Here is a 26,193-nt window from a genome sequence, read left to right on the forward strand (position 1 = left end):
CTTTAAAATACCTGTTTAATGCAGCAAAAATCTAAGAGGCTTTGAATGGGCTTTCACAACATCTAGTGTAACCCTAAAATTAAAGGCACTAGATGTAGTGTTAGCTTAATAATTCAAGCAGTTGCAATGGATGCTCGATACTGTAGTCTGCACCCCATTGTTCTGGTTGCTCATTTGCAGCTATATAACCATAGCGCGCTAGCACGGTTTTCATGCCAGCCGCGCGGCCAGCCTGAATATCCCGTTCCGCATCGCCAACATACCAACAATGCACAGGATCAATTGCCAACTGCTCTGCGGCATACAAGATTGGATCGGGGTGTGGCTTGGCGACGGCCAAAGTGTCACCGCTTACGCGCACCGGTAAAGCGGCTAACTCAGGAAAGTAGGGAATCAGTTGCTCGGTCATCGCTTGCGGTTTGTTGGTGACGATGGCGGTGGCGATGCCATTGGCAGATAACTGCGCTAAAAGCTCCGAAATACCGCTATAGAGTTGTGTGTCAGCGGCAATGTTAGCAGCGTAGTAGCGTAAAAATTTGTCACGTAATTCTTCACGTCTTGCATGAAACTCCGCCGCATAAGCGTATTCAAGCAGACCACGAGAACCGTGCGAAGAAAAACTCTTGGCTACTTCTGGGCCAACCGGAGGGCGTCCTTCTTCTCGGAGCACAGCATTCAGTGCCGCCCCCATATCAGGCGCGGTATCTAATAGAGTACCGTCGAGATCAAACAATACTGCTTTGACTTGTGTCATCTGGGCGTTGCTCATGCTGGCATCCGCAGCGCAACAATGTAGTTCACATCAACATTGGTGTGGTCGAGGTAAAATCCACGCCAGGGTAGATAGTGAATACCAGTGATCGCTAGAGGTTTGGCACCGACTGCATCAGTCATGCGCAAAAGTTCAGCGGGCTGAATGAACTTCGCATGCTCGTGCGTGCCTTTGGGCACCCAGCGCAATACATATTCAGCGGCAACAATCCCGAGTAACCATGACTTGAGATTACGATTAAGCGTAGAGAATACTATTGTACCGCCTGGCTTAACGCATTTTGCAGCGGCCTGAACAATGCTCTCGGGGTCGGGCACGTGTTCAAGCATTTCTAGGCAGGTGACGAGATCAAATTGTCCCGCATGTTGCTCGGCAAAAGTTTCTGCAGCGATACACTGATAATCGATTTTCAGACCACTCTCGAGCGCATGCAACCGCGCGACCTTCAGCGATTTCTCTGCGAGGTCAATGCCAGTAACCGCGGCGCCAGCCTTGGCTAGTTCTTCGGTGACCAGTCCACCGCCACAGCCGATATCCAGGGTTTGTTTGCCAAAGACACCGTCGGCTTGGCGCTGAATAAAATCAAGTCGCAACGGGTTGATTTGGTGCAAGGGTTTGAACTCGCCTTCTGGGTCCCACCAACGGGCGGCAAGGGCACTGAATTTCTCGATTTCTTGTGGATCTACATTATTAGTTTGCTGCATGGTACTTCTGCTCGGCGGAAAAACTCGGTACAGTGTACTCAAGCTACGCTGATAAAAAAAGCAGCCGCGTAAAAGCGGCGGAAAAAAGGATGCGAGGGCGTAGCGCTAAGGGTACAATGGTGCCACTCAGACAATTATAAGAAAGACAGATCGTTTAGGGATATAACTATGAGTGATCTCGCCAGAGAAGTCGTTCCAGTCAATATTGAAGATGAGCTGAAAAGCTCTTATCTCGATTACGCAATGAGCGTTATCGTCGGGCGTGCGTTACCCGATGTTCGTGACGGCTTAAAACCTGTGCATCGTCGCGTGTTATTCGCGATGAATGAATTGCGCAATGATTTCAATAAACCATATAAAAAGTCGGCGCGTATCGTCGGTGACGTAATCGGTAAATATCACCCACACGGTGATATTGCTGTCTATGACACTATCGTTCGTATGGCGCAACCGTTCTCGCTGCGCTACATGCTGGTCGATGGTCAAGGTAACTTCGGTTCGGTGGACGGCGACTCTGCAGCAGCAATGCGTTACACCGAAATTCGTATGGCTAAAATCGCTGGCGAATTACTCTCAGACCTTGACAAAGAAACGGTCGACTTTGTGCCAAACTACGACGGCACTGAACAAATTCCAGATGTATTGCCAACGCGCGTACCCAACCTATTAGTGAATGGTTCGTCGGGTATCGCTGTGGGTATGGCGACCAATATTCCGCCACACAACTTAACCGAAGTGGTGAATGGCTGTTTAGCTATGATCGACAACCCGGATATCCAAGTTGAAGAACTGATGGAGCACATTCCGGGGCCAGACTTTCCGACTGCGGCAAGCATTTCAGGGCGTTCCGGTATCATCGAGGCCTATAAAACAGGCCGTGGGCGTATTCATTTACGCGCGAAAGCAGAAATTGAAGCTGACAGTAATGGTCGTGAGACTATTATCGTCAATGAAATTCCGTACCAAGTAAATAAAGCCAAGCTCATCGAAAAAATCGCTGAACTGGTTAAAGAAAAACGTCTTGAGGGCATTAGCGCGTTGCGCGACGAGTCTGATAAAGACGGTATGCGCATTGTTATCGAATTAAAGCGCGGTGAAGTTGGCGAAGTGGTGTTGAACCACTTGTATGCGAATACCCAGATGCAAGTGGTGTTCGGTATCAATATGGTGGCGCTGGACAAAAACCAGCCCCGCTTGTTCAACCTGCGCGACATGCTCGATTGCTTTATCTTGCACCGTCGTGAAGTGGTCACGCGCCGCTCTGTTTATGAACTGCGCAAAGCGCGTGAACGTGCTCACATTCTTGAAGGTCTTGCCATTGCGCTGGCCAATATCGATGAAGTGATTGAACTTATTCGTCGTTCGCAAACCGCGGCCGAAGCTAAAGCTGGCTTGATCAGCCGGGCATGGGTACTCGGCGATGTCGCAGCGATGCTGGAACGCGCGGGTGTTGATGCGGCACGTCCTGATCACTTAGATGAACACTACGGCATCCGTGACGGCCAGTACCATCTGACGGAAGAACAAGCACAAGCTATTCTTGATTTGCGTTTGCACAAGCTTACCGGCTTGGAGCATGAGAAGATTCTTGATGAATACAAGACCCTGCTCAGCCAAATTGAAGAGTTATTGCTCATCTTGAACAGTTCTGAACGTTTGATGGAAGTCATTCGCGAAGAGCTGGAAAAAATCAAAGCCGAATACGGTGATGAGCGCCGCACTGAAATCACAGCTGCTGCCCACGATATCTCAATGGAAGATTTGATTAACGAAGAAGACGTGGTGGTGACTTTGTCACATCATGGTTACGTTAAGTATCAACCATTGACCGAGTACGAAGCGCAACGCCGTGGTGGCAAAGGCAAGTCGGCCACGAAGATGAAAGATGAAGACTTCATCGAACGGCTGTGGGTTGCGAATACGCACGATACCATTCTGTGTTTCTCAACGCGTGGTCGCATTTATTGGATGAAGGTGTATCAATTGCCGTTAGCAACGCGAACTGCGCGTGGACGTCCTATTGTGAACCTGTTACCGCTAGAGGCTGACGAGCGTATCACCGCTATCTTACCGACCCGTGACTACCCAGAAGATAAATTTATCTTGATGGCGACGAAAAACGGTACGGTGAAGAAAACGCCTATGGTTGATTACTCGCGTCCGCGTAACGGCGGCATCATTGCCCTGAATCTCAACGACGGTGACGAGCTGATTGGGGTGGATATGACCTCTGCGGGTGATGAAGTCATGCTGTTCTCAGATGCTGGTAAAGTGGTGCGCTTCAGTGAAGATCAAGTACGCTCGATGGGCCGTACAGCCACCGGTGTCCGTGGTATTCGCTTAGAAGAAGGGCAACGCGTGGTGTCGTTGATTGTGCCGCGACAAATTGATGAAGAAGTACCTTGTGTGCTCACCGTCACAGAAAACGGTTACGGTAAACGCACGCCGATCACCGATTATCCAGCGAAGAGCCGTGCCACTAAGGGTGTGGTATCGATCAAAGTGAGTGAGCGTAATGGCTCTGTGGTCGGTTCGATGGAAGTCGTTGATAGCAACCAAATCATGCTCATCAGTAATAAGGGCACTTTGGTGCGTACCCGCGTCAACGAAGTCTCTATTGTCGGTCGTAATACGCAGGGTGTGCGCTTGATCCGTACCGGTAGCGACGAGAAAGTGGTCGGTATGCAACGCATCGACGATATCGATGAGCACGAAGAGTTAGACGACGTTCTTGTTGACGGAGAGATTGACGGCGATGTTGATAATCACGTGAACAGCAACGCCGATGACGAAGGTACAGTTGAGGAGTAAGTAAGGCACATGACAGCCCCGTTTAATTTTTCCGCTGGTCCAGCGATGTTACCGCGTGCAGTACTTGAACGTGCGCAAGAAGAATTGAGAAGTTGGCGGGGCTCGGGAATATCGGTGATGGAAATCAGTCACCGTGATCCGGCCTTTATGCAAATGGCCTTTCAGGCCGAGCAAGACTTGCGTGATTTAATGGCGATTCCGCAAAATTACCAAGTCTTGTTTATGCATGGTGGTGGCCGCGGGCAGTTCTCCGCGGTGCCACAGAATATTGCCGCACCAAATGCCACAGTCGATTATCTAAATTGTGGTATCTGGTCAGATTTTGCCATTCGTGAAGCGCAAAAATATGTCGCCAAGGTGAACGTGGTGGCTGGCGTTATCGATACCGAACAAGGTCGTGCGATAGCCCCAGTTGATAGTTGGCAGGTCAGCGAAGACGCAGCTTATTTCCACTATTGCCCGAATGAAACGGTCGACGGTTTAGCTTTACATCAAATTCCCAGTCATATTAAAGCACCATTAGTTGCTGATATGTCGTCAACGATTCTGTCAGAACCCCTGGCTGTCGAGCAGTTCGGTATTATTTATGCTGGTGCACAGAAGAATATTGGTCCATCGGGTTTTGCCATTGCGATTGTACGCGATGATTTGTTGGGACATGCTCAGGGCAACACTTCGACCATTATGGACTACACCGTCCAAGCGCAAGACCGCTCAATGTATAACACCCCCAACACTTGGGCCTGGTATCTGTCTGGGTTGGTGTTTGAATGGCTGAAGGAGCAGGGCGGCGTAGCTGCAATGGGCGCGATCAACCAACAAAAGGCTGATCTATTGTACCGTTACATTGACAGTTCAGCATTTTATTCAAACCCTGTTCACCCTGACTATCGTTCCAAAATGAACGTACCATTCTTGCTTGCGGACAGCGCCTTAGATGGTAAGTTCTTGCAACTCGCCGAAGCGCAAGGTTTGCTGGGTTTGAAAGGTCACCGATTTGTCGGTGGTATGCGTGCTAGCATCTACAACGCCATGCCGCTAGAAGGTGTGCAAGCGCTGGTGAGCTTTATGCAGGAATTCGAACAAAAACATGCGTAACAACAAGTGAAGAAATCCGTTATGACAACATTTGACCCGATGCAACTCGCCAATGTCGGCGTGCGAAATTTACAACCTTATCAAGCCGGTAAGCCAATTGAAGAGCTTGAACGCGAGCTTGGTATTCGTGACATAATTAAGCTTGCATCCAACGAAAATCCATTAGGATTGAGCTCGAAGGTTCGCGCTGCGTTACAAGACACGCTGGCGGGATTAGCTCGCTATCCTGACGCAAACGGCTTTTACCTGAAGAGTAAACTGGCGAAAAAGTTTGCCCTTGATACGGCGCAGATCACCCTTGGCAACGGCTCGAATGATGTATTGGAGCTAATTGCTCGGACTTTTGTAAACGCTGAACATGAAGTCATTTACTCGCAACACGCGTTTGTTGTGTATCCACTGGTGACCCAAGCGATTGGCGCCAAAGGAGTCGCGGTTCCGGCGAAGGATTATGGCCATGATTTAGACGCAATGTTGGCAGCTATTACTGCGAAAACGCGGATGATATTTATTGCCAACCCAAACAATCCAACGGGTACTTTTTTAACCACTGAGGCGATTGCCGCGTTTTTGGCCAAAGTGCCAGAAAACGTTCTGGTCGTGCTCGACGAAGCTTACTCTGAATATGTGGCGGAAGCAGAACGTGCGCCATCGTTCGAATGGGTGCAGCAGTATCCTAACCTAGTGGTCAGCCGCACTTTTTCGAAAGCTTATGGGCTCGCCGGTTTGCGTGCTGGCTACATGGTCTCTCACCCAGCGATTGCTGATTTAATGAATCGCGCCCGCCAGCCATTCAATATGAATAGCCTGAGTTTACGCGCCGCCGAAGTTGCGCTTGATGATGACGATTACCTCCAACAATCCGTTGCGGTGAACGAAGCAGGAATGCAGCAATTGATCGAATTTTGCCAACAACAAGGGCTCGCATATATTCCCAGCCGCGGTAACTTTTTGACGATTGAGGTGGGTGCTAATGCCAGTGAAGTTTATCAGCAATTACTGCATGCCGGTATCATCGTTCGACCGGTGGCAGGCTATGAATTGCCACGTCACTTGCGCGTCAGTATTGGCTTACCAGAAGAAAACGAAGCCTTCATTCAAGCCATGCAAAAGATAATCGCCGGCTGATGCAAGTTCTCTCGCTGAAAGGCTTTAAACAGTGCGCTGGTACGGTCGATTTGCCGGGCTCAAAGAGTATTGCGAATCGCGCCTTACTGATGGCAGCTTTGTGTGAACAAGGTCAAGTCACTCAGTTGACGCACATGCTGCGCAGTGATGACACTGCCCGTATGCTGGAGGCATTGAGTGCGCTCGGCGTTGAAATTACAGAGAACGATCGCGAAACCCTGCAAGTGAAAGGCAACGGCGGGATGTGGTCGCAGCATCCGCAAGAGTTGTACTTAGGCAATGCAGGCACAGCCATGCGGCCATTGACGGCAGTGTTGGCTGCGACTTTGGCTGAACCCGTGCGGCTTACGGGCGATGCACGTATGCAAGAACGGCCCATTGGTGATCTGGTCAGTGCGCTGCAATCCGGCGGCGCGCAAATTCGTTATGAACAACAAGCTGGATTTCCACCGTTGACCATCGAAGCCCGCTTAGTTGGCGGTAAGGTTCAGGTGAACGGCAGCGCATCCAGTCAGTACATCTCGGCGTTGTTAATGGCGTTACCACTGTGTCAGCAGGATTCTACGCTAGAGCTGGTCGGTGAGGTGGTTTCATGGCCGTATATTGAACTTACCCTAGCAATGCTGGCGAGTTTTGGTATCGACATCCAAGTCCACGGGCGGCATAGCTTTAGCATTAAAGGCGGACAGCTCTACCGCTCACCTGGGCGCTATTGGATCGAGGGGGATGCGAGTGCAGCGAGTTATTGGCTTGCGGCTGGCGTGCTCGGCGGCGGTCCACTGCGCATCAACGGTATCGGCAAAAATAGTATTCAGGGCGATATCGAATTTATCGATTTTCTGCGCCAGATGGGCGGCGAAGTGACCTTACATGACGAATATGCAATCGTTGCGGGCGGGAAATTACAAGGTATCGATGCCGACTTTAATGCAATTCCTGATGCTGCCATGACCTTCGCGCCATTGGCGTTATTCGCGCAAGGTCGAACCTGTATCCGTAACGTGGCGAACTGGCGCATCAAAGAAACCGATCGCTTACACGCGATGGCAACGGAGCTGAGAAAAACCGGCGCCAAGGTCGAAGAGGGCGAAGACTATCTTATCATCGATCCGCCACAGCAGCTGCAGCATGCGCAGATTGCGACCTACGATGACCACCGCATGGCCATGTGTTTTTCATTGCTGGCTTTCACGGAAACTGGAGTCAGCATCGAAGATCCAGACTGTTGTGCGAAAACCTATCCGGAGTATTTCACAGTGCTGCAACAGCTCTGTCGCTGAATTGTCAGTAACACTTCGTCAAACATTCATCCAATAAAGATGCAATTTTCTGCCAGATCCGTATAATTGCGGCGCTTTTATTGGCTAGAGGATGCTATGACCGAAACGATTCCTGTGATCACTATTGATGGCCCAGGCGGAGCTGGCAAAGGTACTGTCAGTCGCATTTTGGCAGAAAACCTAGGCTGGCATTTACTTGATAGCGGTGCTATTTATCGCGTGCTTGCGTTAGCAGCAATTCATCACGACTTTTCTGCAGAAGACGAAGAAAGCCTGGTAGCACTGGCCCAGAACCTCGATGTTAAGTTCGAGGTAGAACAGGAACAACAACTGACCCATATCATTCTCGAAGGGGAAGACGTCACTATGACGATTCGCACCGAAGAGGTGGGCAATATGGCGTCAAAAATCGCCGCTTTACCGCGGGTTCGCGAAGCTTTGTTGCGCCGCCAACGCGCTTTTCGTGAGCTCCCAGGGTTGATTGCTGATGGCCGTGATATGGGCACAGTGGTGTTTCCGTCGGCAGCAGTAAAAGTATTTTTAACGGCAAGTGCGGAAGAACGCGCGCAACGCCGCTACAAACAATTGCTCGAGAAGGGTTTTACTGCTAAAATCGACCAATTAATCGCCGAAATCGAAGAACGTGATGAACGCGATGCAAATCGTGCGGTAGCGCCGATGAAACCAGCCGCAGATGCGCTGGTACTAGATTCAACAGATTTGGCCATTGACGAAGTCGTTGACCAGATTCTACGGTTTGCCCACGGCAAGCTAACTCATTCTGAGAAAGCAAACACTTAAGTTTGCTAGCTTAGCGGTCTGCAGTAAGGATGCTTGCAGATGAATATTCACAACCCCATCTCACGGGAAGTTTGGTGGATGTACTTAACTGAAGTAAGTTAACTCATATGACAGAAAATTTTGCACAGCTGTTTGAAGAAAGCCTCAAAGAGGTAGAAACCCGCCCAGGTTCGATTGTTAAAGGTACTGTAGTTGCGATTAACCGTGACGTAGTATTGGTTGACGCCGGCCTGAAATCTGAAAGCGCAATTCCAGTCGAGCAATTCCGTAACGCTGAAGGTGAAATCGAAATCAACGTCGGTGACGAAGTTGACGTAGCGCTTGACGCAGTTGAAGACGGCTTTGGTGAGACCATCCTTTCTCGTGAGAAAGCGAAGCGTCACGAAGCTTGGTTGGTGCTCGAAAAAGCGTACGAAGACCAAGAAACTGTTACCGGTATCATTAGCGGTAAAGTTAAAGGCGGTTTCACAGTTGATTTAGGTGGCGTACGTGCGTTCTTACCAGGTTCATTGGTAGACGTTCGTCCAGTTCGTGAAACGACGCACCTAGAAAACAAAGATCTCGAATTCAAAGTTATCAAGCTTGACCAGAAGCGCAACAACGTTGTGGTTTCACGTCGTGCTGTTATCGAAACTGAAAACAGTGCAGAGCGCGAAGAATTGCTTGAGAACTTGCAAGAAGGCCAAGAAGTTAAGGGTATCGTTAAGAACCTTACTGACTACGGCGCGTTCGTTGACTTGGGCGGCGTAGACGGTCTATTGCACATCACTGACATGGCTTGGAAGCGCGTGAAGCATCCTAGCGAAGTCGTTAATGTTGGTGACGAAATCAACGTTAAAGTATTGAAGTTTGACCGTGACCGTACGCGTGTTTCTCTTGGCTTGAAACAGCTAGGCGAAGATCCATGGTCAGATATCGCAGCGCGTTACCCTGAAGGTCACCGCCTGCAAGGTCGTGTAACTAACTTAACTGATTACGGCTGCTTCGTTGAAATCGAAGAAGGCGTTGAAGGTTTGGTACACGTATCTGAAATGGATTGGACCAACAAGAACGTTCACCCATCTAAAGTTGTTAACTTGGATGACGTGGTTGAAGTTATGGTTCTTGAAATTGACGAAGAACGTCGTCGCATTTCACTTGGCCTGAAACAGTGCAAACCTAACCCTTGGGAAGAGTTCGCGAAGAACTTCAACAAAGGTGAAAAAGTATCAGGTAAGATCAAGTCAATCACTGACTTCGGTATCTTCATCGGTCTTGATGGCGGTATTGATGGTTTGGTTCACTTGTCAGATCTTAGCTGGAATGCTCCAGGTGAAGAAGCGGTACGTGACTTCAAGAAAGGCGAAGAAATCACTGCTGTGGTTCTGCAAGTCGATGCCGAGCGTGAGCGCATCTCTTTAGGCGTTAAACAACTTGAAGAAGATCCGTTCAACAATTACCTAGCAGCTAACAAAAAAGGTGCTATTGTTACTGGTAAGGTCATCGAAGTTGATGCCAAGGGCGCTAAAGTTGAACTGGCTGACAGCGTAGAAGGCTACGTTCGTGTAGCTGATATCTCACGCGATCGCATTGAAGATGCAACAACTGTTCTGAACGTAGGTGACGAAGTTGAAGCACGCTTCATGGGCGTTGACCGTAAGAATCGTACGTTGAGCTTGTCGATTCGTGCTAAAGACGAAGTTGAAGAGAAAGAAGCTATCGAAAGCGTGAACAAGCAGCAAGATGAAGCTGACTTCAGCAACGCGATGGCAGAAGCCTTCAAAGCGGCTAAAAACGACGACTAAGAACTGTTAGTGTGCTCGGTAGCGACGCAACAAAGAGGAGCTTAAGATGACAAAATCGGAGCTAATTTTACAGTTAGCGAAGTTGTATCCAGAGCTTTCTCCGCGTCAAGTTGAGGATGCGGTGAAAGAACTTATCGAACAAATGGCCCAGCAATTGGCCAGCGGAGATCGTATCGAAATCCGCGGGTTTGGAAGTTTTTCACTGCACTATCGGGCACCACGTGTAGGTCGTAATCCGAAGACAGGTGAAAAGGTTGAACTTGAAGGCAAACATGTGCCGCATTTCAAACCTGGTAAAGAACTACGTGAGCGCGTGGACAACCTAAGTTAACGGAACGATTTTCGCGTCGAGTTAAGCAAAACGGCATGCTATAGTTATGGCATGCCGTTTTTTTATAGCTACGCATACGAACAGCAAAAAGGAAATGCGATGTTGCGATTCTTATTGATTGGTCTCCCTTTACTGATTCTTTTTCTCATCGCCGTAGCCTTCGGTGCCTTGAACAAGCAAGCGATTCCGTTTGATTTTCTGATTGGCGAAGTCACACTTCCAGTCGCTGTTCTTACCGGTTTATTTATTTTCATCGGTTTTCTACTCGGCCTCCTAAGTATGCTTGGAAAACAACTAAGTTTGCGAGCGGAGAACCGTAAACTACGTAAAGAGCTAAGCGCACGAGAAACGCCTAATGCTTGAGTTGTTGTTCCTATTATTGCCGGTTGCCGCTGCTTATGGCTGGTTTATGGGGCGTAATAGCGTCCGTAATGAAGATCGGCGTGAACAGGAAGAGTTTTCAAAGCAATATGTTACGGGTTTAAATTTACTGCTGTCTGATCAGCCTGATAAGGCGGTTGACCTCTTTATTCAACTATTAGACGTTGATTCCGATACGCTCGAAACGCATTGGGCGCTTGGGAAGTTATTTCGCCGCCGTGGCGAATTTGATCGGGCGATTAAAATTCACCAAAACCTGACATCACGGCCTGCCATCAGTGAACAACAGCGTCGACACGCGATGTTTGAATTGGGGTTGGATTATCTCGCTGCGGGGATTTTCGACCGAGCTGAAGAAATGTTGTTAGCTTTGCAAACTGATAAAGAGTTTGCCGAACCCTGTCAGCGCCATTTATTAGAGTTATATGAAGCGACCCATGAGTGGGATAAAGCGATAAAAGTAGCACTTAAGTTAGCCCGTATCGACGCTCATGCCCAGCCTGTAGTTGCGCAGCTGTATTGTGAACTGGCGAGTTTACAAGATGATCCGACAACCACAGAAAAGTTCTATCAAAAAGCACGTAAACATGACCCTGATAATATTCGAGCGGCGCTGTCATTAGGGCGTATGTGGTTTGAGCAGGGCGACTACGAGAAAGCGCAACGCATCTTGAAAACCATTAAGGACGCTGATCCAGCCTTTATTTCTGAAGCTTTGCCGACACTGCAAGCATGTTATAAAGCGCAAGGCGACGAGGCTGGTTTTGTACAGTATTTACACCAGTGTGTGAGTGAGGCCAATTCAACTTCAGCTGCCATGCTGTTGTCTGAAGCTATTGCCGCCGCTGGTACCATTGAAGAAGCAGAACGCTTTATGCAGGCGGCGCTATTGAGAAACCCAACGATGAAAGGCTTTCATAAATTGATGGACTTTCATATTCGAGCGGCTGATGTAGGTAAAGCTCGCGACAGTCTGTTGATGCTGCAACGGTTGGTTCAGCAGCAGATGCAACAGCGTCCGAAGTATCGCTGTCGCCATTGTGGCTTTGCTGGTTCAACGTTGTATTGGCATTGCCCGTCATGCCGTACTTGGGGTGAAATTAAACCGATAACCGGACTCGATGGAGATTAAATGAAGCAGTCATCGATTATTTTTGTGGCCCTTGATTACCCTGACGCCGCGCACGCTTGGCCATTGATTCACCAATTAGACCCGCAACAGTGTGGTTTGAAAATTGGCAAAGAGCTGTTTACCGCAGCGGGCCCAGAGTTTGTTCGTGAAGTCATTGGCTTAGGCTTTAAAGTCTTTTTGGATTTGAAATTCCATGACATTCCGAACACTGTGGCAAAAGCTGTACGTGCAGCTGCTGAGCTCGGCGTATGGATGGTTAACGTTCACGCTAGCGGTGGTCGTCGCATGTTGGAAGCAGCAAAACAAGCGTTGAGCGATTTAGAGCATCCGCCGTTATTGATTGCGGTAACTGTGCTTACTAGCATGAGTGCGGAAGATTTAGCCGAAGTAGGGATTACTGTAACGCCGGCAGAACATGTCTTACACCTTGCAAAAATGACCCAAACAGCAGGTCTTGATGGTGTGGTTTGTTCAGCGCAAGAAGCCGCAATGATTCAGCAGACGTGCGGCAAAGATTTCGTCTTAGTGACACCGGGCATCCGGCCAAGCGGTAGTGAGCAAGGTGACCAACGCCGCGTGATGACTCCCGAACAAGCAGCACAGCAGGGGATTCAAGTACTTGTCATTGGTCGTCCGATTACGCAAGCACCTGATCCAGCTGCTGCGCTCGCTGCTATTCAAGCTTCTCTTACAACTTAATCCGAGCGGCGACACTATCGCTTTATGGTGTCGCCAGCTAAGCTTCAAATACTGCACATGCAGGATTTTAAAGGAGCTTAGTTATGTTACGGAAAACCGCAGTACTTAGTCTTTTTATTGGCGCTCTGTCGACGCTTCCGGTAGCACACGCCCTACCGAACCTGAGTCAACAAACCGCCGCGCAAATTCAAGAAGTCACTGTTAATTTAAATACTGCATCGGTCGCCGAACTCTCGGCAGTACTGACGGGTGTCGGTACGAAAAGAGCCGAGGCGATTATTGCGCTGCGTGAAAAGTTAGGAGGCTTTACTGATATCAATCAACTTATGCAAGTCAAAGGAATTGGCCCGCGAATGCTTGAAATCAATAAAGCAAAAATGAAGCTCTAAGCTATCAACTGGCAAGTTTGGCGATACGTCGTTGGTGTAGCCACCAGGCAAGGATGCCGCTCAACGTTCCGGCGCTATGTAGTAGCCAAACTTTGTCAGTCGTTGTGACCAGAGTGTTTTGCCACCAACCGAGCAATTCAACCACGAGCTTTAGAACTAAGATAGCTGCCGCAGCAATTACCAACTGACTCGAGCGCGGTTGCTCGTGGTCAAACCACTCCAACAGTAAGCCCATAGCCAACAAACCATGATTGACCGCAGATAGCCCCACAAAGCGCTCTTCAAAACCACTTAACCACACCAGCACACTCGTTGTTACGGTTATCACCAACAGCGCGTTCAAATAGGTGCGCACACTAAAAAAACGAACAAACAGCCAAGTGATAAACACAAATGCAATAACGTTTGCCAGTACATGTGGCTGACTTAAATGCATAAAGTGTGCGGTCACAAGACGCCATGGTTCTTGCCAGATAACTGGATAGTGAAAGTCGAATCGATCCAGTAGCCCTGTGGTTTCAAACTGATAGAAATACGCCCATACTGAAATAATGGCGAGTAGCAAGGCGGTAATCAGTGTCTGATAGCGATTCGACATAGGTCTAACTTATTGGTTTCTACATTGTGATTCATGAGCGTGAGCATTATGATAGGGCGATACGCTAATACTGTAAACACACCGAGTCGAAGTAAAGGACCCCGATATGACACGCAATGCATGGGCAATCGCACTGCTCAGTACAGCTCTCCTTAGTGCTTGTGGTAGTGAACCAAGTGATCAGCAACAACGTGATAAGCGTGAACCTGAAGCTGCAACAGGGATCATTGCTAAACAAGCCGTTCGTGCCAGTGAATATATGGTGGCGGCGGCAACTCCGCAAGCAGCGGCTGCGGGCCGTGAAATATTAGCTAATGGTGGTGATGCGATCGACGCGGCAGTGGCGGTTCAGGCCATGTTAACCTTGACCGAGCCACAGTCATCGGGGATTGGTGGGGGTGCCTTTATTCTGTACTGGGATAACGCCAGCCAAACTTTATACACCATTGATGCGCGTGAAAAAGCGCCAGCTACGGCGGGTCCGGATTTATTCTTAGATGCCAATGGCCAACCTCCGGAACAATTTTGGGATGCGGTCGTAGGCGGTCGCTCTGTGGGTACACCTGGTGTATTAAAAGGTCTCGAACTCGCACATAAACGTTGGGGTGAGCGGCCATGGCAGGAACTGTTCACGAGCACGATTGAGCTCGCCGAAGCAGGCTTCGAGGTGTCACCTCGCTTAGAACAACTACTTGAGATGGATTTGAATCCTGGTTTACGTAAGCTGCAAGCAGGCGCAGACTATTTTTATCCTAATGGTCAGGCCTTACAGGCAGGAGAACTTAAACAAAACCCTGAATTAGCGTGGGCGCTGCGCTTGATTGCTGAGCAAGGCACAGATGCTTTTTATCGTGGTCCGGTTGGTGAAAAAATCGTGGCAGCGGTACAGTCCAGTGAAGCATCGCCCGGTTTGTTAACCACCGAAGACCTTGCCAACTATGAAGCTGTAGTGCGCGAGCCGGTTTGTAATGGCTATCGGTCCTACAAAGTTTGCGGTATGGGTCCACCAAGCTCTGGCGGTCTAACAGTGTTGCAGATTCTTGGCATACTAGAAAACTTCCCAGTAGCGCAATGGGAGCCGCAAAGTATCGAAACTGTTCATCACTTCACGCAAGCTTCGCGCTTAGCTTTTGCTGACCGCAATCGCTATATTGCCGACAGCGATTATGTTGATGTGCCGGTGGTGAACCTACTCGAAAAGAGCTATCTGGCCGAGCGTTCGCGCTTGATCGGCACCAGCGATTTAAAACAGGCACAGCCAGGTGTGTTTGCAAGTTATAGCTATGCCGATGATCAGTCGCCAGAATTTCCAAACACCAGCCACATTTCTATCGTTGATGCACAGGGTAACGCTGTTTCGATGACAACAAGTATTGAAATGGGCTTTGGCTCTGCAGTTATGGCAAGTGGCTTTTTGCTAAATAATCAGTTGACCGACTTTTCAATTGTACCTGAAGTTAATGGCACCTTAGTGGCAAACCGCGTCGAAGGTGGCAAGCGTCCGCGCAGCTCGATGTCACCAACCATGGTCTTTGATCGTTCCGGTGAACAACTCATTCATGTTGTAGGTTCACCCGGCGGCGCACGTATTATCAACTATGTGGCGCAAACGCTTGTGGGCCTGCTTGATTGGAACATGAACATGCAACAAGCCATTGATCAGCCACATTTCACCAACCTTAATAATTACACTGCGTTGGAGGCAGACACGCCGATGGCAGAACTGGTTTCAAAACTCAAACGCAAGGGGCACAACGCGCGTGCGACAGGGCTTAACAGTGGCTTACATGGCATCACCATCGAAGCTGATGGAACCTTGCTTGGTGGGGCGGATCCTCGTCGCGAAGGTGTTGCGTTAGGCGAACGTAATTAGAGTTTTAGGAGGGTAAGCGCTAATCCCGCTTACCCTCGGATTGTTGTACTAACGGAATGTAGTCCTCATAACCCTCTACCGCCATTTCCTCAACAGGTATAAAGCGCATCGCAGCTGAATTCATACAGTAGCGCAGACCGGTTGGCGCAGGACCATCTTCGAAAACATGGCCCAAATGTGAGCCGGCAAAGCGACTTAATACTTCAGTGCGCGTCATAAACCAAGAACGGTCGGTTTTGGTAACCACAAAATCCTCATCGATCGGTTTAGTAAAACTTGGCCAGCCGGTTCCCGATTCAAATTTATCTGCCGATGAAAATAACGGTTCACCGCTGACGATATCGACATAAATGCCAGCGCGATGCTCATCCCAATATTCATTGGCAAAAGCTCGCTCGGTTTTTGCTTTTTGTGTGACTGCAAATTGTAGTGGCGACAATCGTTCTTTGAGTTCACTCTCTGCGGGCTTTTCAAAATTACTAAAACTGGCTTCAGTTACCTTTGCTTTTGGCTCCGAGTTTGTCATGGGCTGCTTATCCTTAAACTGAGTAAAATCAACTTGGTATTCATCGCCCCAAGCCGCCTCGGTGAATTGAAAACGGCCTGAATTAGAGGTGTAAATGAAATACCGTACTGGATTCTTGCGATAGTAATCCTGATGATAGCCCTCAGCCTTATAAAAAGTGGTAAACGGCTCTATGGGCACAGTGACGGGTTCAGCGTAAATATTTTTGGCTTGCAGGGCAGCTTTCTCGCGCTCCGCAATCAGGCGTTGTTGCTCATCGTGATAAAAAATAGCAGGGCGGTACTGCTGACCACGGTCGACAAACTGACCGTCTAGGTCAGTCGGATCCATCATCCGCCAGAAGGCTTGCAACAGACCGGTGTAACTCACCACCTCTGGGTCATAATAAACTTGCACGGCCTCAGTGTGACTGGTGCGCCCACCAGCGACTTCTTCGTAGCTGGGGTCAACTTCGGTACCGCCGGCGTAGCCCGATACGGCTTGACGCACCCCAGGCACCTCTTCAAAGGCTTTCTCCACACACCAAAAACAGCCACCGGCAAAGGTTGCAACGCGTTCTTCAGCCACAGCCGAAAGTGGTAACAACAGTCCCGTTAGCGGAACTAACCAAATAAGAAAACGCATCACAACCTCCATTATTTATAGACGCTGCTCCAAAGCTTCAAAAAAGGCTTCAATCCGAGCAGCATTTTTACCAACATCACTACGACCCAATCTTGATTTACTACGTACATCGACGCGAATTTGATCGTTTTCTTGTTGTAAACGCACGACCACATCATCTTTGAAACCAAACCAAAAGGTGGTGTCGGTAGCTTCGATACGACCTTCTGGTAAATCACTCGCGACTAATTGCCAGCCCATATCGTTCACCGCGCTTAACACCGCTTGGAAAACGCGTTCTCGGTCTTGTACGAAATATTTAGGTTGCAAGTCAGGGTAGGCCTTGCGTTGTTGCTCAGCGGTTTCCGCACCCGCATACTCGACTGGATTTGGCGCATCTGCGCGTAATGGCGCCACGGCAACAAATACCGGTGGGTTGTCTAAGTCGGTGCTGATGTCATGAATTGCTGGTACCGATTGGGCGGTTTGCAGTTGCTGATACGGCAAGTAGAAACTCGCGAATGCGGCCAAGGCGGCAACTGTTAACAGTGCTAACTTGCCACCGCGAGGACGTTGCCAGATTAGATAGACGATAATGAGCACTACGGCAGCAATGCCGATATACGCCGCCCAACGCAATAGGCTGAAAGCTAGGCCTAGTTCGACGACTTGCCAACGATAAAGGGGTCCAGCAACAAGGAGTAGAAGAAGTGCTGCAAATCCGAGCACAATAAGAACGCTTGCGAGTTTTTTCAACATGATAGGCTCCGAGAAAGTAGTTTGTCCGGTTACGTAATTGTTTATACTCTAGATCATCATACGCGCAACCTCTAATGAGTCACGATGAAAGTTTTACTTTGTTGGCTATCGCTGCTGAGCTGTTTGTTTGTCAGCAACCTTGCTGCAGAAGAACGCGTCAATTTTTATGCTTGGGGCGGCTCTGATGCGGTCAATCGTTATCTTGAGTGGGCCAGTGCGGAACTTGCTGAACAGCAGGGGATTCGCTTGCAACATGTTAAGGTCGCCGATATCAGCGAAGCTGTGGCGCTGATATTGGCAACTGAAGACAGTACACCGATTGACTTGTTATGGGTTAACGGAGAAAACTTTCATATCTTGAAGCAGCAAAATAAATTACTTGGTGACTTACCGCAGAAAGTTGCAAATAGTGTGTTGATTCGTCGTGATTTACAGTGGCAATACGACTTTGGAGTGGCTGTAGATGGCTATGAATTGCCGTGGGGAATGGCGCAATTTCAACTAGTGTTGGCAGCCGAGGTGTGTGAAGAGGAATCAGACGATAACGCACAACTGCAGGTCAGCCCAACCGCGTTACTCGCCTTAGCACAACGCTATCCGGGGCGTTTGAGTTATCCGAAACCGCCCTCATTTCACGGCACCAGTTGGTTGAAGACCTTGGCTTACCATTTGAGCGAACAGCCACAACTGCTGCAGCAAGCGCCCGCAACTGTTGAGGTGGAGCAGGTGTTGGCTCCACTGTGGGCATACTTGGACCAGCTACATCCGTATTTGTGGCGCGCCGGTGATGAATTTCCTACTTCAGCAGAGCGCCAACGCTTACTATTTAATCAAGGTGTTTTGCTGAATAGCGTCAGCTTTAATCCAAGCGAAGTGCCAGCGCTGCAACAACAAGGTAAGCTACGACCTGACGCGCAAGCCGCCAGTCTTGGCGCTGCCGCATTGAGTAATTTTCATTACCTTGCGATTCCTGCGCAGAGCGAGCGTCAGCAAGCTGCCGTTAAGGTTATCAACTTCTTCCTTAGTCCAGAGGCTCAATCACAAAAAGCCGCGCTCGATGTTTGGGGGGATCCGCCCGTTGTCGAAACCGCGGATGCCGCGACGACAGTTATTTTTCCTGCTCATCCAGAGCCCCATGTGGCGTGGACGGCGTTACTCGAAGCACAATGGTTAGCAAGGTACCAACGATGAATAGAGCATGGCACTGGCTCGTTGCCGTAGCTCTATTGTTACTCGTGTTGCCATGGCTCATGGCCGTGCCTGGCATCCCGCTGTCATTGCCGCTCATTGGTGCGGATGTTTGGCAGTATCCCGGCATTGTTCAAGCATTGTTACAGAGCTTAGGGGTAGGCGTGTTCGCGACCGCAAGCAGCGCGCTGTTGGCGAGTTGCCTGATCGCGAGCTTTGCCAATCGAGACCTCACACAGCAACACCCAACGCCGATTGAAACTAGTATAGGTGCTACCTTTGCCGCGCCACACTTGGCGTTCGCCATCGCTTTTTTATGGTTGTTGACGCCATTTGGTTGGCTCGATCGCCTGTTACCGTTTTCCTTCAGTTGGTTTGAGCAACAATCCTGGTTTACCTTGAGTGTGATTTTGATCCTCAAAGAAACCCCATTTCTAGTGGTTTTTGGTGTCTTGCAACTACGCCAGCTACCGCAGCGTAATTGGTTATTACAAGCACAATCACTGGCCGAATCACCATGGCGCGCTTGGTGGTTATTCGTCTACCCAGCTTGGTTACGAGCAATGCGTCCGGCACTTTATGTGGTCGCAATTTACAGCGTGGCGGTGGTTGATTTAGCAATAGTCGCAGGGCCGATGAATCCGCCCTTGTTAGCGCCACTCGTATTGCAGTGGCAATTAGATTTCACTGACGCGGCGCAACATTTAGCCGCACAAGGCTTTTGGTTATTACTAACGCTTGGTCTATTGGGCCTGGTTTGGGTGCGTATACAAGAAGAAATCGCATGTAAATGGCTACGGCAGCGCCTTCGTAAACTTGGCCGTGAAACAGCAAAAAAACGGCAACAGCTGATGGTGAAGGGGGTAACGCTCCTAACTCGACAATTATTTGTCTTGCTTACGCTACTGGGTCTACTGACATTATTGACGCTGTCAGTAAGTCACAGTTGGTTTTACCCAGCACTGTGGCCGCAGCGCGTATCTCTCGAGGCGTGGTTGATAAATGGTGAAGCCTTACTTGATGCGCTGGTATTGACCGTTGCTCTGGGAGCATTAACGGCATTGTTGGCAACTGCGATGGTAGTGTTACTCTGTGAGTGGCAGCGCAGCCGCAACCAGCGTTTTGCGGATAGTTGGTTTTTGGCTGGATTGTTTGTACCGCAGCTGGTGTTGGTACTGGCTTGGCTCTCCTGGTCAAATCAACTCTCGGAAACCTGGTTGGGTGTCGCCGTGCTCTGGGCCCATGTATGGTTTGCATTTGCCTATGGTTATTTGGTTTATGCTCCAAGCGAACGCAATGTTAGCCAGCAACATCTCATCAGTGGACAGAGCTTAGGCTACGGTTATTGGCGCAGTTGGTGGCGGTTTAAGCGGCCGGGACTGCAAAGCGCCATAAGTTATTGTGTGCTCATTACATTTTTGGTCAGTGTGGCGCAGTATGTGCCGACATTATTATTGAGCTCGGGTCTATGGCAAACCTTGACCACCGAATTAGTAGTGTTAAGTAGTGGTGCAGAGCGGATGGCTCCGGCGGTCTGGGCCAGCGTTATTTGGTTATTGGCGAGCATCGCCATTGTTTTGAGTACAAAAGTAAAGGTGGTCGAGAAATGGCGTTAACCGCAGCAGCAGTTCAATTAACTTCATGTCGCCTAACTTGGACTGCTCAACAGTACACAGAGTTACCAGCGCTGACGCTAAGCGCAGGTGAGAGTCTTGCGGTCATGGGACCCAGTGGTTGTGGTAAGTCAACTTGGTTGCGTTGGTTGCTCGGCGTTCCACAACCGCATGTGGATATCGGTGGTCGTATTCGTTTAGCCGGTCAAGAAGTACAGCACCTGCCGATAGAGCAGCGGGGGATCGGTCTGCTGATGCAAGACCAAGCTTTGTTCCCACATTACAGCGTTGCCGATAATTTGGCCTTCGCCTTGCGCCGCCATTCAGCTCAGCAAGCGCGTGAAATCCTGGATGAGGCTCTAGAGGCAGTAGGGTTGTTGCATACCAAGCTGAAATATCCGGACCAACTGAGTGGTGGCGAGCGCGCGCGCATAGGTTTATTACGCGCCGTACTTGCTGCGCCAAAGCTGATACTTCTCGATGAACCTTTTAACGCCTTAGATAGTGAGCGCCGGACACAGGTGCGTGACTGGACCTTTGATTTTTTGGCGAAGCATCAGATACCCGCCATTATTGTCAGTCATTACGCGGCTGATTTAGAGCGTGCACAGCAACATTGGGATTGGCCTGCTGTGCAAGGAGGGGAGACACCATGATCGATGCGATACTATATCGGCGTTTAAATCCGCTACTTAGCGCCGTGGCGCGGCCACTGGTGAAATTAGGCATTAAGGCAGATCAAGTTACGGTGATTGGCCTTATTTTTGGTCTTGGCGTACTTCCGGCGCTGTATTTTCAAGAGTATCTGTGGGCCTTACTAGCGATTTTGTTGAACCGCCTTTGTGATGGCTTAGATGGTGCCATCGCACGGCAAACTCATAGAACCGATGCCGGTGGGTTTATTGACAGTGTTTTTGACTTTATCTTTTATAGCAGCGTGCCACTTGGTTTTTTGTTGGCCGACCCCGCAACTAACGCAGTGGCCGCAGGTTTTTTAATGCTCAGTTTTATGGCAACCGCAGCATCCTTCTTGGCATTCGCTGTACTCGCCAGCAAACATGGGATAGAAAACCCACGGTATCCAACCAAGTCTTTATATTATATGGGCGGTATCACCGAGGGCTTTGAAACTATCGTTGCTTTTATCTTGTTCTGCTTATGGCCGCAGCATTTCGTCTTACTAGCGTTTATCTTTGCCGGTTTATGCTGGTTTACCGCTTTGACACGTCTGTATCTGGGGTATCAGACTTTGCATGCGCTGACGGGTGTGGCTGACGGAAAGGAATCATCAACAAATAGGTGAGCTTGGTACTCTGTGGTGCCGCAGGGTACTCCTTCAAACCAATCGCGATACCATCTGAGCCAGCTTTTGGCTTGGCAGTATAACTACCAAATAAACGGTCCCAAATCGACAAGTTGAAGCTGAAGTTACTATCGGTTTCTCGTTGCACTTGACTGTGATGAATACGATGCATTTCTTGGGTGACGATAAGCGCCCGCACTGGGCCTTCGAGTCGCCGTGGCAAGGCGACATTGCCATGATTAAACAAAGACGTTGCATTGAGCACAACTTCGAACACTAAGACGGTCAGTGCACCAATCCCAAAGACCGTGACTATGGCAATCTTGATGAGCATGCTCAAGACAATTTCGATCGGATGAAAACGCAAACCTGTGGTGGCATCAAAGTCGGTATCGGCATGATGCATGCGATGGATACGCCACAAAATGGGGATCCGATGAAACAGTCGATGCTGCCAATAAATAGCGCAATCAAGCACTAAGAAACCTAAGATCCCAGTTAGCCATATTGGCCAGTCGAACTGTTGCAGTAAGCCAAATGATTGTTGCTCAGCCCACAGTGCCGCGCCTACGGCCCCAGCCGGAATTAGTAGTCGTAACACAATACTATCGATGACCACAATGCCAAGATTTGCTGGCCAGCGTTTTTTCGGGCTCAGTTGCGCTTGGCGTTTCGGCGCGAGTCGTTCCCACAGCAGCATGATAGCAAGAATGCCGATAAAGCAGCCTAAACGCCACCACACTTCTGCGGTCATGATCGCTTACCCTTGTTTAGCGCGTTCGTTAGCATAAGGTGGCCAGCCGAGGGTTTTGCCCGCTAGCAAGTGTAAATGAATATGATAGACCGATTGACCTCCGTCTTCGTTACAGTTCATCACCACACGATAGCCGTTTTTCGCGAAACCATGTTGCAACGCAATTTTTTTAGCGACCACAAACAGGTGGCCGACGAGCTCACGTTCGTCTTCTTCGATGTCGTTAATGGTTGCGATAGGTTTTTTCGGGATAATCAACAAATGGACAGGCGCTTGCGGATTGATATCTTTAAAGGCCAAGCTGTGTTCATCTTCGTACACAATTTCCGCTGGAATTTCACGCGAAATGATTTTATCGAAAATAGTTTCAGTACTCATGGTGCTGTCTTCCTTAGCGTTTTTCGCAAATGTTTCCAATGGCATTCATACTAGATAACTCATCCTCTTAGAACCAGTCCTTTCAGATACAAAGATTCCGGGAAATTGGTTCGCACTGGATGATCGGCCGCTTGGAATAAGCGCTCGATAATGTGTAAAGGGCGCTTGGCATCAAGGCAGGCATCGGCGACGACTTTTTGAAATAACTCACCACTTAATAAGCCCGAGCATGAAAACGTCAATAAGGTGCCGCCTGGGTTCAGTAGTTTACAGGCCATGCGGTTAATATCTTTATAGCCCCGACAAGCACTGATCAAATTCGCTTTGCTATCGACAAATTTGGGTGGATCGAGAATGATCACATCGAAGCGCTCGCCGGTATGATGAAAGTCTCGCAGCGCTTGAAACACATCTAACTGCAAATTGTTTTGTTGTTCTTCAGCAAAGCCATTGCGCAAATGATTTTGCGCTGCTTGCGTAAGTGCTGGCGCTGAAACGTCTAAATTGACCACTTTAGTTGCACCTGCTTGGGCCGCAAACAGACCAAAGCCGCCAGTGTAACTAAAAGCGTTCAACACGCGTTTACCTTTGCAGTAACGGAGCATGGCGTGGCGGCTATCGCGTTGGTCGAGGTAGTAACCGGTTTTATGCCCATGTTGGATATCGACACCCAACGCGATGCCATTCTCGTTAATCCACAGGACTTCAGGGGGCAACGCGTTGTTCGCCGAGTAGAGCACCTGAGTCACGCTGGTGAGTCCCTCTTTTTGGCGGACATCAACATCGGAGCGCTCATAGATGGAAGACTCCGGGAACAGCGCGCGCAATGCTGCTACGATGGCGTCACGCCAGCGTTCTGCACCGGCACTTAACAACTGGCAAACCAGCCAGTTATCGTATCTATCAATGGTAATACCGGGCAGTTCATCGGCTTCAGCGGCGACCACGCGCCAGGCGTTGCTATCAATCGCCAGACTTGCCCGCAGCTCGACCGCGGCTTTAATGCGCTGATAGAAAAACTGGGCATCAATGACATCGCTTTGCTGGAAACTCCAGATGCGAGCGCGAATCTGCGAGTGTGGTGACCAAGCTGCGTAGCCAAGCCAATCGCCCTCGGCACTGTGAACACTCACAGTGTCACCCGATTCAGGTTGACCTTTGACTTTGGCAATCGCGCCACTAAACACCCAAGGGTGCAAGCGACGCAAGGATTTGCATTTTGCCGGTTTCAGATGAACGGTTGCCGGCATCAGTTACTTAACTCGCATGCCTGGCTTAGCACCATCGTGTGGGTTAAGAATGTACAAGTCTGCACCACCAGGGCCTGCTGCCAGCACCATGCCTTCTGACATACCAAAACGCATCTTACGCGGCGCCAAGTTAGCCACCATCACCGTATGTTGACCGATGAGTTTGGCCGGATCATAAGCTGATTTGATGCCGGCGAAGACTTGCCGTGTTTCACTACCTAAATCGAGGGTCAACTTAAGTAATTTATCTGCACCTTCAACATGTTCTGCGTTGGCAATACGCACGATGCGTAGGTCAACTTTGGCAAAATCTTCGTAGCTGATTTCAGCACTAATCGGGTCTTTCTTTAATTCGCCGTTATCGGGTTTCGCATTTGCGTCTACGTTAGCGGCTTTAGAGTCGTCAATCATTTGTTCTACTTTTTCCATTTCAATGCGCTGCAACAAAGCCTTAAACGGCTCAATCGCGTGGTCAGTGAGTAAGTGTTGGTGGCTATTCCAGCTGAGTTCCTCATTGAGGAATGCTTCAACCCGCTCGGTCAACGCAGGCACCGCTGGTTTTAGGTAAATCATTAACAAGCGGAACAAGTTGATACCAATTGAGCAAATTTGATGCACCTGTGCACTGTTTGCCGGATCTTTGATGACCTGCCATGGCTCGGCTTCAGCAATATAGAAATTCGCTTTATCGGCTAATGCCATGATGTCACGCATGGCGCGTGAAAATTCACGTTTTTCATAGGCATCGGCAATGGTTTCGCCGGCTTGCTGGAATTCGGTTAACAGTGGATGATCACCCAAGTCATTGGCTAGTTTTCCGTCAAACTTTTTCTGGATAAAACCAGCACAGCGGCTCGCAATATTGACCACTTTGCCAACCAAATCGCTATTCACCCGCTGGGCAAAGTCAGTTAGGTTGAGATCAAGGTCATCAATCCGACTGGTCAGCTTCGCGGCGAAATAGTAGCGCAGGTAATCTGGGTCGAGATGGTCAAGATAGGTACGCGCCATAATGAAGGTACCTTTGGATTTCGACATCTTAGTGCCGTTAACGGTAATGAAACCATGCGCCCAAACATTAGTCGGTTGGCGGAAGTCTGCGCCCTTGAGCATTGCTGGCCAGAATAGGCTATGGAAGTAAATGATATCTTTACCGATAAAGTGATAAACCTCGGCATCGCTATCGGCTTTCCAATAGCTATCAAAATCCGCTTTACCCGTAGTAGCACAATAATGCTTAAAGCTACTCATATAACCGATAGGGGCATCCAACCAGACATAAAAATATTTGCCCGGTGCATCGGGGATTTCAAAGCCAAAGTAGGGCGCGTCTCGGCTAATATCCCAACGCTGTAATCCAGCTTCGAACCACTCGTTCAGCTTGTTTGCCATTTCCTCTTGTAGCGAACCTGAACGTGTCCAAGCCTTGAGCATGTCTTCAAACGCAGGTAAATCAAAAAAGTAGTGCTCAGACTCACGTAGCTCTGGCGTTGCTCCTGAGACTGCTGAAGTTGGGTTTTTGAGCTCGGTTGGCGCGTAGGTTGCGCCGCACACATCGCAGTTATCGCCATATTGATCGGCCGCGCCACATTTTGGACATTCACCTTTAACGAAACGATCTGGCAAAAACATTTCTTTTTGCGGGTCAAATAACTGTTTGATCGTTTTCGTTTTAATGTGCCCAGCATCACGTAAACGTGTGTAAATCAATTCTGCGAGTTCACGGTTCTCGGGGCTGTGAGTGGAATAATAGTGATCAAAAGCAACATGAAAATCACCGAAGTCCGCTTGATGGGCAAGATTCATTTCTTCAATCATTTGTTCTGGGGCAATACCCAATTGCTGTGCTTTCAGCATAATAGGCGTACCGTGCGCGTCATCTGCACACATGTAATGGCATTCATGGCCACGCATTTTTTGAAAGCGCACCCAGATATCAGCTTGAATGTAGCCAAGCATATGGCCAATATGAATCGGGCCGTTGGCATACGGAAGCGCATTTGTCACCAGAATCTTACGCGTTGCTGTGGTCATCTAA

General features: G+C 49.2%; 25 protein-coding genes. 16 read left to right on the forward strand and 9 right to left on the reverse strand.

Annotated features, from left to right (window positions below):
• Positions 1–100: 100 nt before the first annotated feature.
• Complete coding sequence (gene gph, locus ACJ8W9_RS02550; RefSeq protein ID WP_411358340.1) at positions 101–769, reverse strand: phosphoglycolate phosphatase; 669 nt, start codon at positions 767–769, stop codon at positions 101–103.
• Complete coding sequence (gene ubiG / locus ACJ8W9_RS02555; protein ID WP_411358341.1) at positions 766–1,476, reverse strand: bifunctional 2-polyprenyl-6-hydroxyphenol methylase/3-demethylubiquinol 3-O-methyltransferase UbiG; 711 nt, start codon at positions 1,474–1,476, stop codon at positions 766–768. Before ubiG ends, gph begins: the two co-directional genes overlap by 4 nt.
• A 168-nt stretch (positions 1,477–1,644) precedes the next feature.
• Between ubiG and gyrA the strand changes: the two genes are divergently transcribed.
• The 11 genes from gyrA to ACJ8W9_RS02610 all read left to right on the forward strand — a co-directional run bounded on the left by gyrA (position 1,645) and on the right by ACJ8W9_RS02610 (position 13,310).
• Positions 1,645–4,287 (forward strand): DNA topoisomerase (ATP-hydrolyzing) subunit A, encoded by a 2,643-nt coding sequence (gene gyrA / locus ACJ8W9_RS02560; RefSeq protein WP_411358342.1) that lies wholly within the window; start codon positions 1,645–1,647, stop codon positions 4,285–4,287.
• 9 nt (positions 4,288–4,296) lie between these two features.
• A complete protein-coding gene (gene serC, locus ACJ8W9_RS02565; protein WP_411360265.1) occupies positions 4,297–5,385 on the forward strand; it encodes a 3-phosphoserine/phosphohydroxythreonine transaminase in 1,089 nt (362 codons plus the stop codon).
• Positions 5,386–5,406: 21 nt separating this feature from the next.
• Positions 5,407–6,513, forward strand: coding sequence for a histidinol-phosphate transaminase (gene hisC / locus ACJ8W9_RS02570; protein WP_411360267.1), 1,107 nt, complete (start codon positions 5,407–5,409; stop codon positions 6,511–6,513).
• Positions 6,510–7,793: a 3-phosphoshikimate 1-carboxyvinyltransferase gene (gene aroA / locus ACJ8W9_RS02575; protein WP_411360935.1), complete on the forward strand. Its 1,284-nt coding sequence runs from the start codon at positions 6,510–6,512 to the stop codon at positions 7,791–7,793. Before hisC ends, aroA begins: the two co-directional genes overlap by 4 nt.
• A gap of 96 nt (positions 7,794–7,889) precedes the next feature.
• Positions 7,890–8,594 (forward strand): (d)CMP kinase, encoded by a 705-nt coding sequence (gene cmk / locus ACJ8W9_RS02580; RefSeq protein WP_411360269.1) that lies wholly within the window; start codon positions 7,890–7,892, stop codon positions 8,592–8,594.
• A gap of 107 nt (positions 8,595–8,701) precedes the next feature.
• Entirely contained in the window at positions 8,702–10,378 is a 1,677-nt protein-coding gene (gene rpsA / locus ACJ8W9_RS02585) for a 30S ribosomal protein S1 (protein WP_411358346.1), read from the forward strand.
• 46 nt (positions 10,379–10,424) lie between these two features.
• Positions 10,425–10,709 carry an integration host factor subunit beta gene (locus tag ACJ8W9_RS02590; RefSeq protein ID WP_411358347.1) on the forward strand — a complete coding sequence of 95 codons (285 nt, stop codon included), beginning with the start codon at positions 10,425–10,427 and terminating at the stop codon, positions 10,707–10,709.
• A gap of 99 nt (positions 10,710–10,808) precedes the next feature.
• The gene (locus tag ACJ8W9_RS02595; RefSeq protein ID WP_411360272.1) at positions 10,809–11,072 is read left to right on the forward strand and encodes a LapA family protein; all 264 of its coding nucleotides are present in this window, start codon (positions 10,809–10,811) and stop codon (positions 11,070–11,072) included.
• Positions 11,065–12,222 (forward strand): lipopolysaccharide assembly protein LapB, encoded by a 1,158-nt coding sequence (gene lapB / locus ACJ8W9_RS02600; RefSeq protein ID WP_411360273.1) that lies wholly within the window; start codon positions 11,065–11,067, stop codon positions 12,220–12,222. The genes ACJ8W9_RS02595 and lapB overlap by 8 nt, the downstream gene beginning before the upstream one ends.
• Positions 12,223–12,921: an orotidine-5'-phosphate decarboxylase gene (gene pyrF, locus ACJ8W9_RS02605; RefSeq protein WP_411360275.1), complete on the forward strand. Its 699-nt coding sequence runs from the start codon at positions 12,223–12,225 to the stop codon at positions 12,919–12,921.
• An 83-nt stretch (positions 12,922–13,004) separates the two neighbouring features.
• Positions 13,005–13,310, forward strand: coding sequence for a ComEA family DNA-binding protein (locus tag ACJ8W9_RS02610; protein WP_411358350.1), 306 nt, complete (start codon positions 13,005–13,007; stop codon positions 13,308–13,310).
• A gap of 4 nt (positions 13,311–13,314) precedes the next feature.
• Here the strand turns inward: ACJ8W9_RS02610 and ACJ8W9_RS02615 are convergent, their stop codons facing one another.
• Entirely contained in the window at positions 13,315–13,908 is a 594-nt protein-coding gene (locus ACJ8W9_RS02615) for a rhomboid family intramembrane serine protease (protein ID WP_411360277.1), read from the reverse strand.
• Between the two features lie 106 nt (positions 13,909–14,014).
• Here ACJ8W9_RS02615 and ggt point away from each other — a divergent pair, with 106 nt between their 5' ends.
• Entirely contained in the window at positions 14,015–15,781 is a 1,767-nt protein-coding gene (gene ggt, locus ACJ8W9_RS02620) for a gamma-glutamyltransferase (protein ID WP_411360279.1), read from the forward strand.
• A 19-nt stretch (positions 15,782–15,800) separates the two neighbouring features.
• Here ggt and msrB read toward each other — a convergent pair whose 3' ends face one another.
• Complete coding sequence (msrB, locus tag ACJ8W9_RS02625) at positions 15,801–16,931, reverse strand: peptide-methionine (R)-S-oxide reductase MsrB (RefSeq protein ID WP_411358354.1); 1,131 nt, start codon at positions 16,929–16,931, stop codon at positions 15,801–15,803.
• A 15-nt stretch (positions 16,932–16,946) separates the two neighbouring features.
• Positions 16,947–17,669, reverse strand: coding sequence for a DUF1499 domain-containing protein (locus tag ACJ8W9_RS02630; RefSeq protein ID WP_411358355.1), 723 nt, complete (start codon positions 17,667–17,669; stop codon positions 16,947–16,949).
• An 84-nt stretch (positions 17,670–17,753) separates the two neighbouring features.
• On the opposite strand from ACJ8W9_RS02630, the gene ACJ8W9_RS02635 reads away from it, so the two are divergent.
• From ACJ8W9_RS02635 to ACJ8W9_RS02650, 4 genes are read left to right on the forward strand one after another with little or no spacing between them, the layout of a single operon-like run.
• Complete coding sequence (locus ACJ8W9_RS02635) at positions 17,754–18,860, forward strand: ABC transporter substrate-binding protein (RefSeq protein ID WP_411360282.1); 1,107 nt, start codon at positions 17,754–17,756, stop codon at positions 18,858–18,860.
• A complete protein-coding gene (locus ACJ8W9_RS02640; RefSeq protein ID WP_411360284.1) occupies positions 18,857–20,473 on the forward strand; it encodes a hypothetical protein in 1,617 nt (538 codons plus the stop codon). The genes ACJ8W9_RS02635 and ACJ8W9_RS02640 overlap by 4 nt, the downstream gene beginning before the upstream one ends.
• Positions 20,464–21,126: an ATP-binding cassette domain-containing protein gene (locus ACJ8W9_RS02645; protein ID WP_411358358.1), complete on the forward strand. Its 663-nt coding sequence runs from the start codon at positions 20,464–20,466 to the stop codon at positions 21,124–21,126. The genes ACJ8W9_RS02640 and ACJ8W9_RS02645 overlap by 10 nt, the downstream gene beginning before the upstream one ends.
• Positions 21,123–21,773 (forward strand): CDP-alcohol phosphatidyltransferase family protein, encoded by a 651-nt coding sequence (locus tag ACJ8W9_RS02650; protein WP_411360286.1) that lies wholly within the window; start codon positions 21,123–21,125, stop codon positions 21,771–21,773. The genes ACJ8W9_RS02645 and ACJ8W9_RS02650 overlap by 4 nt, the downstream gene beginning before the upstream one ends.
• Here the strand turns inward: ACJ8W9_RS02650 and ACJ8W9_RS02655 are convergent.
• Genes ACJ8W9_RS02655 through metG form a run of 4 tightly spaced genes read right to left on the reverse strand, consistent with a single transcriptional unit; the run spans position 21,682 to position 26,189 of the window.
• Positions 21,682–22,527, reverse strand: coding sequence for a sterol desaturase family protein (locus tag ACJ8W9_RS02655; RefSeq protein WP_411358360.1), 846 nt, complete (start codon positions 22,525–22,527; stop codon positions 21,682–21,684). The genes ACJ8W9_RS02650 and ACJ8W9_RS02655 overlap by 92 nt on opposite strands.
• A 6-nt stretch (positions 22,528–22,533) precedes the next feature.
• Positions 22,534–22,905, reverse strand: a complete 372-nt coding sequence (locus tag ACJ8W9_RS02660; protein WP_034729583.1) for a histidine triad nucleotide-binding protein — start codon at positions 22,903–22,905, stop codon at positions 22,534–22,536.
• Between the two features lie 59 nt (positions 22,906–22,964).
• Positions 22,965–24,155, reverse strand: a complete 1,191-nt coding sequence (locus ACJ8W9_RS02665; RefSeq protein WP_411358361.1) for a class I SAM-dependent rRNA methyltransferase — start codon at positions 24,153–24,155, stop codon at positions 22,965–22,967.
• 3 nt (positions 24,156–24,158) lie between these two features.
• Positions 24,159–26,189, reverse strand: a complete 2,031-nt coding sequence (gene metG, locus ACJ8W9_RS02670) for a methionine--tRNA ligase (protein WP_411358362.1) — start codon at positions 26,187–26,189, stop codon at positions 24,159–24,161.
• Positions 26,190–26,193 lie beyond the last annotated feature (4 nt).

Source organism: Pseudidiomarina salilacus (genome assembly GCF_047323925.1).
GTDB classification, from domain to species: domain Bacteria; phylum Pseudomonadota; class Gammaproteobacteria; order Enterobacterales; family Alteromonadaceae; genus Pseudidiomarina; species Pseudidiomarina salilacus.

What these genes read in the sequence shown, in the direction of transcription:
- gph (WP_411358340.1), bottom strand. Translation starts at nt 769, where the DNA reads ATGAGCAACGCCCAGATGACACAAGTCAAAGCAGTATTGTTTGATCTC.
- ubiG (WP_411358341.1), bottom strand. Translation starts at nt 1,476, where the DNA reads ATGCAGCAAACTAATAATGTAGATCCACAAGAAATCGAGAAATTCAGT.
- gyrA (WP_411358342.1), top strand. Translation starts at nt 1,645, where the DNA reads ATGAGTGATCTCGCCAGAGAAGTCGTTCCAGTCAATATTGAAGATGAG.
- serC (WP_411360265.1), top strand. Translation starts at nt 4,297, where the DNA reads ATGACAGCCCCGTTTAATTTTTCCGCTGGTCCAGCGATGTTACCGCGT.
- hisC (WP_411360267.1), top strand. Translation starts at nt 5,407, where the DNA reads ATGACAACATTTGACCCGATGCAACTCGCCAATGTCGGCGTGCGAAAT.
- cmk (WP_411360269.1), top strand. Translation starts at nt 7,890, where the DNA reads ATGACCGAAACGATTCCTGTGATCACTATTGATGGCCCAGGCGGAGCT.
- rpsA (WP_411358346.1), top strand. Translation starts at nt 8,702, where the DNA reads ATGACAGAAAATTTTGCACAGCTGTTTGAAGAAAGCCTCAAAGAGGTA.
- ACJ8W9_RS02590 (WP_411358347.1), top strand. Translation starts at nt 10,425, where the DNA reads ATGACAAAATCGGAGCTAATTTTACAGTTAGCGAAGTTGTATCCAGAG.
- ACJ8W9_RS02595 (WP_411360272.1), top strand. Translation starts at nt 10,809, where the DNA reads ATGTTGCGATTCTTATTGATTGGTCTCCCTTTACTGATTCTTTTTCTC.
- lapB (WP_411360273.1), top strand. Translation starts at nt 11,065, where the DNA reads ATGCTTGAGTTGTTGTTCCTATTATTGCCGGTTGCCGCTGCTTATGGC.
- pyrF (WP_411360275.1), top strand. Translation starts at nt 12,223, where the DNA reads ATGAAGCAGTCATCGATTATTTTTGTGGCCCTTGATTACCCTGACGCC.
- ACJ8W9_RS02610 (WP_411358350.1), top strand. Translation starts at nt 13,005, where the DNA reads ATGTTACGGAAAACCGCAGTACTTAGTCTTTTTATTGGCGCTCTGTCG.
- ACJ8W9_RS02615 (WP_411360277.1), bottom strand. Translation starts at nt 13,908, where the DNA reads ATGTCGAATCGCTATCAGACACTGATTACCGCCTTGCTACTCGCCATT.
- ggt (WP_411360279.1), top strand. Translation starts at nt 14,015, where the DNA reads ATGACACGCAATGCATGGGCAATCGCACTGCTCAGTACAGCTCTCCTT.
- msrB (WP_411358354.1), bottom strand. Translation starts at nt 16,931, where the DNA reads ATGCGTTTTCTTATTTGGTTAGTTCCGCTAACGGGACTGTTGTTACCA.
- ACJ8W9_RS02630 (WP_411358355.1), bottom strand. Translation starts at nt 17,669, where the DNA reads ATGTTGAAAAAACTCGCAAGCGTTCTTATTGTGCTCGGATTTGCAGCA.
- ACJ8W9_RS02635 (WP_411360282.1), top strand. Translation starts at nt 17,754, where the DNA reads ATGAAAGTTTTACTTTGTTGGCTATCGCTGCTGAGCTGTTTGTTTGTC.
- ACJ8W9_RS02640 (WP_411360284.1), top strand. Translation starts at nt 18,857, where the DNA reads ATGAATAGAGCATGGCACTGGCTCGTTGCCGTAGCTCTATTGTTACTC.
- ACJ8W9_RS02645 (WP_411358358.1), top strand. Translation starts at nt 20,464, where the DNA reads ATGGCGTTAACCGCAGCAGCAGTTCAATTAACTTCATGTCGCCTAACT.
- ACJ8W9_RS02650 (WP_411360286.1), top strand. Translation starts at nt 21,123, where the DNA reads ATGATCGATGCGATACTATATCGGCGTTTAAATCCGCTACTTAGCGCC.
- ACJ8W9_RS02655 (WP_411358360.1), bottom strand. Translation starts at nt 22,527, where the DNA reads ATGACCGCAGAAGTGTGGTGGCGTTTAGGCTGCTTTATCGGCATTCTT.
- ACJ8W9_RS02660 (WP_034729583.1), bottom strand. Translation starts at nt 22,905, where the DNA reads ATGAGTACTGAAACTATTTTCGATAAAATCATTTCGCGTGAAATTCCA.
- ACJ8W9_RS02665 (WP_411358361.1), bottom strand. Translation starts at nt 24,155, where the DNA reads ATGCCGGCAACCGTTCATCTGAAACCGGCAAAATGCAAATCCTTGCGT.
- metG (WP_411358362.1), bottom strand. Translation starts at nt 26,189, where the DNA reads ATGACCACAGCAACGCGTAAGATTCTGGTGACAAATGCGCTTCCGTAT.